A 12,369-nucleotide genomic window follows, 5' to 3' on the forward strand; every position below is an offset into this window, starting at 1 on the left:
ACGTCATTGAACGCGCGAACAGCCGCTCAGCCGATGAACGGAAACAGCTTGCCCGGGTTCATGATGTTGTTCGGGTCGAGCGCCCGTTTGATCTGCTGCATCATCTCGACGCTGCCGCCGAGTTCGGCCGGCAGATAGGACGCCTTGCCCTGCCCGATGCCGTGCTCTCCGGTGCAGGTACCGTCATAGCGCAGCGCCCTCTCGTTGAGACGCGCGACGAATTCCTCGGCGCCCGCGATTTCCTTGGGATCCGTCTCGTCGAGCAGCACGAGAACATGGAAATTGCCGTCGCCCGCATGGCCGACGATCGGCGCGAAGAGCTTGTGCTGGGCAATGTCCTCCTGGGTCTCCGTGACGCACTCCGCCAGTCGCGAGATCGGCACGCAGACATCGGTCGAGATGCCCTTGGCGCCCGGCCGCAGCTGGAGCGCGGCCCAGTAGGCGCTGTGACGCGCCTTCCACAGCTGCGTGCGCTTTTCCGGATTGGTGGTCCAGAGAAACTCGCCGCCGCCGCACTCGGCGGCAATCTCGGCAAAGGTTTCGGCCTGCTCGGCAACACCGGCCTCGGTGCCGTGGAATTCCAGGAACAGGGCCGGGCTTTCCGGATAGTCGAGCTTGGAATAGGCGTTGCAGGCCTTCATCTGCAGCGCGTCGAGAAGCTCGATACGCGCAACCGGGATGCCCATCTGGATCGTCATGATCACCGCGTTGCAGGCAGCTTCCACGCTCGGGAACGGGCAGACACCGCCCGAAACCGCCTGCGGGATGCCCTGCAGCTGCAGCGTCACAGAAGTCAGAACGCCGAGCGTGCCTTCCGAACCGACGAAAAGCCGGGTCAGGTCGTAGCCCGCGGACGACTTGCGCGCCCGCCTTGCGGTCCGGATCTCCTCGCCACGCGCGGTCACCGCGGTGACAGCCAGGACGTTCTCGCGCATGGTGCCGTAGCGCACAGCATTGGTGCCCGAAGCGCGCGTTGCGGTCATGCCGCCGATCGAGGCGTTGGCGCCCGGATCGATCGGGAAGAACAGCCCGGTGTCACGCAGCGCGGTATTCAGCTCCTCGCGGGTAATGCCCGGTTCGACTGTGCAGTCGAGGTCTTCCGCGTTGATCTCGATCACCCTGTTCATCTTCATCACGTCGATCGAGATGCCGCCGAACGGGGCGTTGACGTGGCCTTCCAGCGACGATCCCGCGCCGAAGGGAATGACCGGCACCTTGTGCTCGGCGCAGATCTGGACGACCGTCTTGACCTCCTCGGCACTTTCAGGGAACACCACCGCATCCGGCAATTGCGACGGGATATAGGTGGTCGTGTGCGAATGCTGCTCGCGAATGGAATTGTTGGTCGATACCCTGTCACCGAAGCGTTGCGTCAGAATGTCGACGACGGTCTTGATGCCCTGTTCGTTACGGGCTCCGGTGATGAATTGTTCAAGTCCCATGGCGTATCCTCTCTTTGTCCCGTTCTCTGCGGCCTTGGCGCCGCTTGCGGGCTGTCCGAGGTTATGAGCAAATGCTGACGAGCTTGTCCAGTGGCGAGAGGAAGGTTCAAGAGGACAACACAACATGACGCATCCCCATCCCACACCGTTTCAAGAGCTCGAGCCAGGCTGGTTCGACTATAACGGCCATCTCAACATGGCCTATTACAACGTTCTCTTTGATCGCGCTGTCGATTACTTCTTTGACGATATGGGTTGCGGCCGGACCTATCGGGAAAGCGAGAACCACAGCTTTTTCACTGCCGAGGCCCATGTCTGTTACGTGCGGGAACTCAAGGCAGGCTCCACGGTACAGGCGACCATCCGCCTGGTTGACGTGGATGCCAAGCGGATCCACGTCTTCGAGGAGCTGTTTCACAGGGACGGCTGGCTGGCCGCGACCTCGGAAACCCTGCTTCTTCACATCGACATGGCCGGTCCGAAGGTTGCCGCCATGCCGGAGGCGTTGCGCGAACGGTTCGAAATCCTCGCCCGCCGGCACGCCGCCCTCCCCCTCGACGAACGGATCGGCCGGTCGATCCGCATCCACCGCAAGGGCTGACGCCTAGGAATAATGGTTGCGCACGATCGCCTGGGCCAGTTCCTCGCGGTCAATGACGCCGACCACATCCTCGGCGCGCGGCACACCGGATTCATTTGCCACGACGATGGCATAGGAGCGGTCGCGCCGGCTCATGCGGGTGATCACCGAGTTCAGGTTACCCTTGGGCACCGCGACCACGAAATCGGTCTTCATGATTTCGCCCAGCGACTGCCGCGTGAAACGGTCCGCCTGATAGGGAATGGCCGAGAAGCGGACATAGCCTACGATCCTGGTTCCGTCGGTCACGACCACGCGATTTGTTTCCACATCCACCCGCGAGAGCGCTTCGGTGACCGACATTTCCATCGGCAGCACGATGAAATCCGTGCTCATCACCTCGCGTGCCGGCTGGACCAGGAACATGTTGGTCGTCCGGTCGGTGGGAATGGCGCGACCGCGCTTGCGCAGCTTGATCGTGTAGATGTCGTTGACGACCAGCGCACGCCGGATACCCAGGGCAATCGCAACCGCGAGCACCAGCGGCAGGATGATGTTGTAATCGCGTGTCATCTCGAAGATCATGACGATCGCCGTCATGGCGGCACTGGTGCCGGCCCCGACCATCGCGCCCATGCCGATCATTGCGAAGACGGCGACCGAAAGCCCTGAATTCGGGAAGAGCCAGACACCGGCGGTGCCGATGGCGGCTCCCAGCGCCGCGCCCATGAAGAGCGACGGCGAGAAGATGCCGCCAGAAGCCCCTGCACCCAGGCTGACGGTGGTTGCCAGAAGCTTCATCACGAAGAGGACGAGCAGCAGGATGACCGTCATGTCGTTGCCGATGAGGATATCCTGGATCGTCGCATAGCCCACGCTCAGCACGTGGTAGTGGCCTACGGTGAGCATGAAGACGTAGCCGGTGAGGCCGACGAAGAGCATGCCGATGACGTTCTTGACGTAATCGTTGAGCTTCATGTCGTCGAACCAGTCTTCCATGAACTCGAGAACCAGCACGAAGGCCCATGCGGCAAGCCCCATCGCCACGCCGGTAAAGGCGGCCAGGCCGATTTCGACGAAGTTGACCGCTTCATGGGTGGGGAGCGTGGTCCAGACCGGAATCTGGAATGTGGCTTCCGCGCCGATGACCTGACGATAGGCATAGGTGGACGTCGCGGTGGCCGCGACCACCGGCAGGAAGCTGCGCGGGGAGATTTCGGGCAACAACACTTCCACGGCAAACAGCACGCCGCCGAGGGGCGTATTGAAGGTTGCCGCGATGCCCGCGCCCGCGCCCGCCGCAAGCAGGATGATCTTCTGCGACCGGATGAGCCCGAGCCAGCGCCCGAGGGTCGAACCGAAGGACGAGCCGATCTGGATGATCGGTCCTTCGCGACCGACCGATGCGCCCGTTCCGATGGAGATGGCCGAGGCCAGGGATTTGACCACCGCGACAATGCCGCGAATGTTGCCGCCCCGGTGGTAGATCGCAAACATCACCTCGGGCACGCCGTGTCCCTTGGCTTCAGGCGCCCATGTCTTGACCAGGAAAACGACGATCAGGCCGCCGATGACGGGGACCAGGACGATGAACGGTCCCCATACGCTCGGTTCGCCGTAGACATTGGGGTCGAGGACGAAGGAGAACTGTCCGTAGAAGGCGAGATTGTAGATGCCCGCGATCAGGAACTTGAAGACGATCGCGCCGGCCGCCGCGACGAGACCGACGATGAATGCGAAGAACACCAGAACCGGAAGTGAGAGCTCCCTGTCCGGACGCTTCACCTCCTCGTCTTTCGGTGCAGACGGCTGGGCGGCAGTGGAATCAGGAAGTGTCATGACATTTTCAGCGTGTTTGGCGGCTCGCGGAAAGTCGCTGTTGCGGGGAATTGGGCCCGCTCTAACGCCTTTACCTCCGGGATATCAAGGGCGAATTCCGTTGCGTCACCGGTATTTCTGACGGTTTCTTCCCGCATGGTGGCGCGATGCGTGACCTCGATGCAGCAGAATTTCGGTCGCCGCGCCGTCAGGAAACGCGTTTGCGCTTTCTTCGGGAGCGGTGCAAAGCTTGGGGCAGTAGCCGCGTGCATGACCGGACCGGAGGAGTGACCATGTCGACCATCGTACCGCCCGCAAATCCCGAGGACGATCCCCGCGTCAAAGCGGTATTCGACGATATCCGCGCCACGCGGAAATCCGATTTCATCAACAATATGTGGTTGTGGCTCGCCGTCGACCCGGCCCTGCTGGAGCGCACCTGGGGCGAAGTCAAGGCTGTCATGGCGACACCTTCCGGACTGGATCCGATGACGAAGGAATTGATCTACATCGCCGTTTCGATCGCCAATAATTGCGCCTATTGCATCCATTCGCATACCGCTGCCGCGCGTGCGAAGGGCATGACCGACAGCCAGTATGCCGAGCTTGTCACAATCGTCGCACTGGCGGCCAGGACCAATCATCTCGCCACCGCGTTGCAGGTGCCGACGGACAATGCCTTCGACCCGATGCGGGCGACAGAGGATAACCAGCATGCTCTTCATCTACGACAAGACCGGTGCCGCGATCGACCTGCCGGGCGACGGCCAGCTTCACCGGATTGCCGACATCGGCTGGTACGACCTGTTCAATCCGACCGACGAGGAAAGCGCCGCCGTGGAGGCCGCAACCGGCATTGATCTGCCGAGCCGCGACGAACTGAGCGATATCGAGCCTTCGAGCCGCCTCTATATCGAAAACGACGCGCTGTTTCTGACCGCGAGCCTCGTCTACCGCGTCGACAGCCAGATTGCTGGACTGGCGGATACCGGTTTCATTCTCTCCAGGGACAGCCTCATCACCGTGCGCCATGCAGAGCCCCGCGCCTTCAAGATCTTCACCACCAATATGCGCCGCACATGCGACTTCAAGGGTGGCGGAGACATTCTCGCAAGCCTTCTGGAAACGATCGTCGACCGTACGGCCGAAGTCCTCGAGAACGCTTCCCGTGCCGTCGACGACATGACCACCAGCGTCTTTCTTGTCGAGACGCAGAACCGTCCGGACCGTGCCACCCGCGACCTCGAGGCCCAGCTGGTCGAGATCGCCGCGTTGCAGCGGCTTGTGGCGAAGGCCCGCGAAAGCCTCAATTCGCTCTCACGCGTGACCGCCTACATGGCCAGTCAGCCGCAATTCGCCTCGGTGCGGGCGAACAAGGAAAAGTGCAAGTCCGTCAATCGCGACATCAAGTCACTCTCTGAACATGCGGGCTTCATCGCGGGCAACATCACGTTCCTGCTCGATGCCTGCCTCGGCCTGATTTCGGTGCAGCAGAACAATGTGATGAAGATCTTTTCCGTGATGGCAGTGCTGATCATGCCGGCGACATTGATCGGGTCGATCTACGGCATGAATTTCGCCCGCATCCCGGAACTGCACTGGGCCTACGGCTATCCGATGGCGCTCGGTGCGATGCTGCTCTCCGGCATCGTCCCTTACCTCTGGTTCCGCCGCAAGGGCTGGTGGTAGCACCCGGCCGCGTTCAGCCCGCTTTCGACTGCGGCAGCCGCGCCGGCACGTCCTGAGCGGATCCAGAGAGAATGAAGCGATCCCTGCCGGCGTTCTTGGCCTGATAAAGGGCCACGTCGGCACGTTTCATCGTCTGCTCCAGGCGGTCGCCCGCCGCGTGGACGGCGACACCGATGCTTACTGTGACGGCGCTTTCGCAGCCCGGAATTTTCTGTGCCTTGAGGCGGATGGCCGACCCAACTGCGGCGGCGAAAAGAGCGGCCTGTTCTTCGTTCGCCTTCTCCAGGAAGACCCCGAACTCCTCACCGCCCAGCCGGCCGATCAATGCGCGCCCCGGCGCGTGATCCATGCTCAGCGACATGATCTCGGCGATACGTCTGAGAACCGCGTCGCCGACATCATGGCCGTCGGTATCATTGATCGACTTGAAGTGATCCGCATCGATCATCAGAAAGGCGCCGCCATTGGCGAGATGCTCGCGAACCTGCTCGAGAAAGAAGGCGCGGGTGGAAACGCCCGTCAGAGGATCGCGGCGAACGACGGCATCCACCTTTTCGATCGTTTCGGAGATCATGCGAAGCAGCGACAAGGCTATCAACGCGATCGGCGGCGCAATCAGAAGCGGTATTGCGGCGGATATTCCGATGATCAGCCAATAGGCCGCGCTCTCCATGTTGAAGAAGGAAAGAACCACCATGAAGACGCTCACGGGGGATGCGACCGAGATGAGGGTGATCAGCAAAGTGCCAGTCAAAACCTGACGTTGAGACGTCAGTTTCATGCGCTTCATCAAAAAATCCATATCGCGGCCCGCACTCGGAATTGTCCGTGGAACGATCAGGTGTCGGCAATCGGAAAGCGCCGACCGGTAACGCTCAATCTGGCATTCGGGCCGCCACCATACGGTTAATTTTCAAGGGATAGATTTTGCCATCCACGGGACAGCCGCGGCGAGCCGGGCCGATTGCGGGACATCGACCCGATCCGACGTTCCCTAAGGTCGATGTCACGCACAAAGCGCCGAACTGTTGCAGGGGAGAACGAACCTGCGAGGGTTTAATATCGCCGACATTTCATGCCAATGGTGGTTTTTCCCTCCCGAATCACTAGATTCACGCGATGACCGGCTTTGATGACGACATTCCCTTCTTCGGCGACGAGCCGGCGCCCCCGCGGCCTGCCGGCGGCATTGCCGCGCGTGCAATGGCAGCCAGGCGCCAGCCGGAGACGCCGGACTATGTGAGCGGGCTGAACCCCGAGCAATCACTGGCCGTGCAATCGGTCGACGGCCCGGTGCTGGTACTTGCGGGCGCGGGCACCGGCAAGACACGCGTCCTGACCACCCGCATCGCCCATATTCTCAATCTCGGCCTTGCCTATCCCTCGCAGATCTTCGCGGTGACCTTCACCAACAAGGCCGCGCGCGAGATGAAGGAACGTATCGGCCTTCTGGTCGGCGGTGCGGTCGAGGGCATGCCCTGGCTCGGCACCTTTCACTCGATCGGCGTGAAGATCATCCGCCGCCATGCCGAACTGGCGGGGCTGAAATCCGATTTCACCATTCTCGACACCGACGATGTGATCAGGCTGCTCAAGCAGCTGATCCAGGCCGAAGGCATCGACGACAAGCGCTGGCCCGCGCGCCAGTTCGCCCAGCTCATCGACGGCTGGAAGAACAAGGGGCTTGCGCCTGCGGAGATCCCGGAAGGCGATTCCCGCGCGTTTGCCAACGGCAAGGGCCGTGCGCTCTACACCGCCTACCAGAACCGGCTGCAGACGCTGAACGCCTGCGATTTCGGCGATCTCCTGTGCCACCCCATCCGCATTTTCCGCAACAACTCGGATATTTTGCGGACCTACCAGGAAAAGTTCCGCTACATCCTCGTCGACGAGTATCAGGACACCAATACCGCGCAGTACATGCTTCTCAGGCTGCTGGCGCAACGGCCGGACAAATCGACACCGAACATCTGCTGCGTGGGCGACGACGACCAGTCCATTTATGGCTGGCGTGGCGCCGAAGTGGAAAACATTCTCCGCTTCGAAAAGGATTTTCCCGGCGCGCTCGTGGTGCGGCTGGAGCGGAACTACCGCTCGACACAGCATATTCTGGGCACCGCAGCACATCTGATCACGTTCAACGAGGGACGGCTGGGCAAGACCCTTTTTACCGAAAGCGCCGACCCTGACGCCGAAAAGGTTCAGGTTCACGCAGCCTGGGATTCGGAAGAGGAAGCCCGCGCCATCGGCGAGGAGATCGAGCAGCTCCAGCACAAGGGCGCCAATCTCAACGATATCGCCATTCTGGTGCGCGCCTCCTTCCAGATGCGCGAGTTCGAAGAGCGCTTCGTGACCCTCGGCCTCAACTACCGTGTCATCGGCGGCCCGCGCTTCTACGAGCGGCAGGAAATCCGTGACGCGATGGCCTTCTTCCGCGTCGTTTGCCAGCCAGCCGACGACCTGGCTTTCGAACGCATCGTCAACGTGCCCAAGCGCGGCCTCGGCGAAGCCAGCGTGCGGCTGGTTCACGACTATGCCCGCGCCCGTGATATCCCGATGCTCTCGGCCGCCGGCGACCTCGTGCAGACCGACGAGCTGAAGCCCAAGGCGCGGAAATCGCTGACCGACGTGGTGGAAATGTTCGCCCGCTGGCAGAACCTGCTCGAAACCATGCCCGGCCACGAACTGGCAGAGGTCATTCTCGAGGAATCCGGCTACACCGAGATGTGGCAGAACGACCGTTCCGCCGACGCTCCGTCACGGCTCGAAAACCTCAAGGAACTGGTCGAGACCATTTCCGGCTTCGAATCCATTCGGGCGTTTCTCGAACACGTCTCGCTGGTGATGGACACCGACAACAATGCGGATCTCGACGCCGTCTCGCTGATGACGCTGCACTCCGCCAAGGGCCTCGAATTCGAAAACGTCTTCCTGCCCGGCTGGGAGGAAGGCCTGTTCCCGCACCAGCGCGCGCTTGACGAAGGCGGCCGCTCGGCGCTCGAGGAAGAACGGCGCCTCGCCTATGTCGGCGTCACCCGGGCCAAGAAACGCTGCCATATCTGGTTCGTCTCCAATCGCAGGATTCACGGCCTCTGGCAGTCGACAATCCCTTCGCGGTTCCTGGACGAGCTGCCGGAAGAACACGTGGAAGTTTCCGAATCCGACAGCTCCTATGGCGGCTACAACCAGTACGGTCGCGGTCAGTCCGGCGGCCCCTACGGCGCCTCGCGTTTCGACAAGGCCGAACCGTTTGGCGGCAACTACAATTCGCCGGGCTGGCGCCGCGCACAGGCCAACCAGACGTCGGCCACCCGCGACAACTGGGGCAACCGTTCAGGTCATGCGGTCGAACGCATCGCCTATGGCGAATCCGGCCCTCGCGGCAAGACCATCGAGGGTGAACTGGTCGCCAAGTCGGCAACCGACACGCCGTCGGCCTTCCGGGTCGGCGACCGGGTGTTCCACATGAAGTTCGGGAACGGCAACATCGCCGCCGTCGACGGGAACAAGCTGACCATCGATTTCGACAAGGCCGGCCAGAAACGCGTGCTCGACGGCTTCATCCAGCGCGTCGGATGATTCTGGATCTAACACCACAAATACCTGGAAATCCGGGCATTTAAGCATCAGATTAGGTGTCTGTTCAGACATCGCTGCTAGTCAGGTCATCCCCGGCGTATGCGCGCGCAGTTTCATGGCATTGTGGGATGCAGACTTGCTCGATGTAGCAACCATATTCTTTTGCACATTCGTATGCCTGCTCGTCGCCGGCATGGTGATGACGGTGGTCTGGTGGAACAACAAGCATGAACCAGGCGCCGGCCTGTGGGCGCTTTCCTCCTACATCGGTGCACTTGCCGGACTGGCCACCGCCCTGCGTTCGGTCATTCCCGGCCATTTCGAATTTCAGGTGGCCGTCTGCAATCTTCTCGAGCTGGCAGCCTACGGTATCGTCTGGGCGGGAATTCGTTCGTTCAATCGGCAGAAGATACACTGGCACTATCCCGGCGCGGTCCTCGTGGCCTGGACTGCCGGCTTCATCCTCTGGGAGCCGTTCCGCACCGACATCAACATCGTCGTCATCATCCAGACCGCCCTTACGGTGAGCTTTGCCTTTCTCCTGGCCTGGGAAATCCACAACGGCCCGGGCAACCGGCAGCTGCCCATGGTCCCTATCGTCATCTGCCTTCTGATCACCCACGCTCTGGCGCGGGCGACGATCATTCCATGCGCGATCCTGTGGCCGGCCACCTTGGTCAACGGCCAGGCCGATGCCTTCTGGTTCGGCCCCTACATGATCGAATTGCTGGTTCATACCGTGGCGACCGCCATTTCCTTCGTGGTCCTGATCAAGGACAGGTCCGAGCAGCGCCATCGCATCGCCGCTGAAACCGACGTGCTGACCGGAATCCAGAACCGGCGCGCCTTCATAGAGGTCACGCAGCTGGCGCTGGCCAACAAGATGCATGACTGGTCGCTTGCCATTCTCGACCTCGACAATTTCAAGGCCATCAACGATCGGCACGGGCATCAGACCGGCGACCGCATGCTGGTGCGCTTCAGCGATGTCGTGAAGACGACGATCCCCGAAAATGCCAGATTTGCCCGCATTGGGGGCGAGGAATTCGCAATCCTGATGAAGACCGGCGACGAGCGCCTGGTCCGCAGCCTTCTGGAAAGCGTGCGCAGGGCGGTCGAGGCGCTGCCGGTCAATCATCACGGCCGGCGCGTTCCCTTGACAACCAGCATCGGCGTGGCCGCGACACCGGTCGTCGGACGCAACTTCGACACACTGATGGGTGCCGCCGACGAAGCCGTCTACCGGGCCAAGAATGCGGGCCGCAACCGCGTCGAATTCTTCGAGCCTCCGGAAGCCGCCAACGAGATGGCCGGCACGGAGAAGCACCGCCTCCGGGCCAGGGCCGGCTGACGAAGTTTCAGCGAAACTGTGGAACTTCCCGCCTTTTTGCTCCGTTATTGGCATAAGTGGGTGTGCAGCGTCGGCAGAACGATGTCTGATATCCCGACAGAAACCGGATTCTTATCGACGTGTCATACGAGCGAAAACCTCTTTCCTTCTGCCCTGTCCTGCCGCTGTTGATCGCAGGCGCCGCCGTGGTGACGCTGACATTTGCCGTCTCCGCCATGGCGCAGGGCGGATTGCCCTCCAACAGCTACACGACCCCCGGACTGCCGGCCTATCGCCTGCCCTCCAACACGCCACAGCCGGATTTCCGGCCATCGGACCTGCAGACCGAGAAATATACGCCGCACCTCCAGCCGAGCGCGCCGTCCGGCGTCAGGGTGCCGAAACGCCCCGCGCTTCCCGAATTCGGCGCCGCTGGCTGCCCGAAAATCTTCACCCCCGTCTGCGGTCGCATCGGCAATTCCGCGCGCACCTTCACCAACTCCTGCACCCTGCAGGCTTCCGGCGCCGTTCCGGTTCCGGCTTCGCAGTGCCGGGGTGGCTGAGCGACCCGAAGAGCCGTTTTCACAACCCGTTTGACCGCCCGCACCTGCCGTGGTCTTCTGTGTGTCCAGTTCTAGGAGGAGAGCCCGATGGTCCGATTAATATCCGGAAATGGCCTGCGAGTGGCGGGGATCGCGATTGCCGGTCTCTTCCTGGCTGCCTGCGAACCGACGGCTCCCGGCTATGGCGGCCCTGGATATGGAGGGCCTGGTTACGGGCCTCCACCGGCTCCTCCGGGCGGCGGGCGCATCTGCACCCGCATCTACGACCCCGTCTGCGCCACCCGCGGCCGTCAATCGCAGACCTTCCCCAATGCCTGCGAAGCGCAGTCCGCGGGCTGGGATATCCGCCATGGCGGCCAGTGCCGGAGTTCTGGCCGTCCGGGTCACGGCGGCCCCGGCCCGGGCTCGCGTCCGCAAAGGCCGGAATTCTGCACCTCCATCTACCAGCCCGTCTGCGGCTCGAACGGGGGGCGCGCGCGCACCTACGAGAACGAGTGCATGATGCGGCAGGACGGCGCGCGGGAAGTGCCGAACCGCTACTGCCGCCGCGGCTGAGATCTCGCGCGACACGAACCCTCCCCGCCTTGCGGCGGGGTGGATCTGCCAGCTCCCCCTGCGGCGGTGTCGGAGCCTACGGTCCCTTTATCAGCGCCAGGATCAGTCGCTGGATATTGCCGCCCTGCCCCATTTCCTCGCGATCGAAGGCGCGGCCGCGTGCCCGCTGCTCGTCCGAGAGTTCCTTGAGATGACCCTGCAGCCTGGCCCGTACCTTCTGGCAGCCGGGATCGGCTTCCGCTTTCAGCCCCACCGACATGGCCTCGATCATCCGGACCATCTCGACGATATGCGTGCCGTGCACCTTCTCGTGGGTCAGCAGGCCGTCGCGGAACGTCTGCCAGCTCGCCTTCAGCGCCGGCGAGCGCAAGCCCTTCGCCTCGGGCAGCGTATAGGTGATGACGAGGCGCGGGACGGCGGAGGCGAGCACGCAGGACCCGTCGTCGCGCGGCTGGTAGCCGCGCCGCCAGGTGAGCTTGAACGTGGTGTGGGCGACAGTGCGCCGTCCGTCGCCGATCACCGGCCCCTTGCGGCCGATCTCGTCATAGAGTTCGGCGCCGGAACTGCCGCTGACGGCATAGGTGGCGATCGTCTCCTGCGGCTCCCAGGCATGGGCGGCGCCCGAAAGGGCGAAAAGGGCGGCGGGGAGGACGGATATGAGGCGGGTGGGGACGGACATCATCGGCTCCTGGATCGAGCCGGACGGTAATGGGCGCCGTTGCCCGCGACAAGGTCTTGCGGAACTTTGGTCCGTCGGAACAGCGTTCTAGCGCGTCCGGCCGCCTGCGGCGGGTCGCAAGTTCGGCTTTCCGC

Annotated in this window: 10 protein-coding genes and 1 pseudogene; 7 read left to right on the plus strand and 4 right to left on the minus strand. The window is 62.6% G+C overall.

The window, feature by feature from the left end; genetic code table 11:
* Positions 1-26: 26 nt before the first annotated feature.
* Positions 27-1,442 carry an FAD-binding oxidoreductase gene (locus E2A64_RS16205; protein ID WP_133285565.1) on the minus strand — a complete coding sequence of 472 codons (1,416 nt, stop codon included), beginning with the start codon at positions 1,440-1,442 and terminating at the stop codon, positions 27-29.
* Positions 1,443-1,566: 124 nt separating this feature from the next.
* Between E2A64_RS16205 and E2A64_RS16210 the strand changes: the two genes are divergently transcribed.
* Complete coding sequence (locus tag E2A64_RS16210) at positions 1,567-2,043, plus strand: thioesterase family protein (protein ID WP_133285566.1); 477 nt, start codon at positions 1,567-1,569, stop codon at positions 2,041-2,043.
* Between the two features lie 3 nt (positions 2,044-2,046).
* Here the strand turns inward: E2A64_RS16210 and E2A64_RS16215 are convergent, their stop codons facing one another.
* Positions 2,047-3,861: a chloride channel protein gene (locus tag E2A64_RS16215; RefSeq protein WP_133285567.1), complete on the minus strand. Its 1,815-nt coding sequence runs from the start codon at positions 3,859-3,861 to the stop codon at positions 2,047-2,049.
* A 272-nt stretch (positions 3,862-4,133) separates the two neighbouring features.
* On the opposite strand from E2A64_RS16215, the pseudogene E2A64_RS16220 reads away from it, so the two are divergent.
* Together E2A64_RS16220 and E2A64_RS18075 are read left to right on the plus strand one after the other, a co-directional pair.
* Positions 4,134-4,526, plus strand: a pseudogene (locus E2A64_RS16220) (carboxymuconolactone decarboxylase family protein); the annotation flags it as partial.
* A 28-nt stretch (positions 4,527-4,554) separates the two neighbouring features.
* Entirely contained in the window at positions 4,555-5,529 is a 975-nt protein-coding gene (locus E2A64_RS18075) for a magnesium transporter CorA family protein (protein WP_158285780.1), read from the plus strand.
* A gap of 13 nt (positions 5,530-5,542) precedes the next feature.
* Here E2A64_RS18075 and E2A64_RS16230 read toward each other — a convergent pair whose 3' ends face one another.
* Positions 5,543-6,319 carry a GGDEF domain-containing protein gene (locus E2A64_RS16230; protein WP_158285781.1) on the minus strand — a complete coding sequence of 259 codons (777 nt, stop codon included), beginning with the start codon at positions 6,317-6,319 and terminating at the stop codon, positions 5,543-5,545.
* Positions 6,320-6,648: 329 nt separating this feature from the next.
* Between E2A64_RS16230 and E2A64_RS16235 the strand changes: the two genes are divergently transcribed.
* The 4 genes from E2A64_RS16235 to E2A64_RS17845 all read left to right on the plus strand — a co-directional run bounded on the left by E2A64_RS16235 (position 6,649) and on the right by E2A64_RS17845 (position 11,556).
* Positions 6,649-9,108: an ATP-dependent helicase gene (locus E2A64_RS16235; protein WP_133285570.1), complete on the plus strand. Its 2,460-nt coding sequence runs from the start codon at positions 6,649-6,651 to the stop codon at positions 9,106-9,108.
* A 136-nt stretch (positions 9,109-9,244) separates the two neighbouring features.
* Positions 9,245-10,459 (plus strand): GGDEF domain-containing protein, encoded by a 1,215-nt coding sequence (locus E2A64_RS16240; RefSeq protein WP_158285782.1) that lies wholly within the window; start codon positions 9,245-9,247, stop codon positions 10,457-10,459.
* A 119-nt stretch (positions 10,460-10,578) separates the two neighbouring features.
* Positions 10,579-11,001: a Kazal-type serine protease inhibitor family protein gene (locus E2A64_RS16245; protein WP_133285572.1), complete on the plus strand. Its 423-nt coding sequence runs from the start codon at positions 10,579-10,581 to the stop codon at positions 10,999-11,001.
* 87 nt (positions 11,002-11,088) lie between these two features.
* A complete protein-coding gene (locus tag E2A64_RS17845; protein WP_158285783.1) occupies positions 11,089-11,556 on the plus strand; it encodes a Kazal-type serine protease inhibitor family protein in 468 nt (155 codons plus the stop codon).
* A 76-nt stretch (positions 11,557-11,632) separates the two neighbouring features.
* On the opposite strand, the gene E2A64_RS16255 is transcribed toward E2A64_RS17845, so the two are convergent.
* Complete coding sequence (locus E2A64_RS16255; RefSeq protein ID WP_133285573.1) at positions 11,633-12,235, minus strand: DUF922 domain-containing Zn-dependent protease; 603 nt, start codon at positions 12,233-12,235, stop codon at positions 11,633-11,635.
* Between the last annotated feature and the right edge of the window lie 134 nt (positions 12,236-12,369).

Origin of the sequence: Pseudohoeflea suaedae (assembly GCF_004354915.1) — a bacterium.
Taxonomy (GTDB): domain Bacteria; phylum Pseudomonadota; class Alphaproteobacteria; order Rhizobiales; family Rhizobiaceae; genus Pseudohoeflea; species Pseudohoeflea suaedae.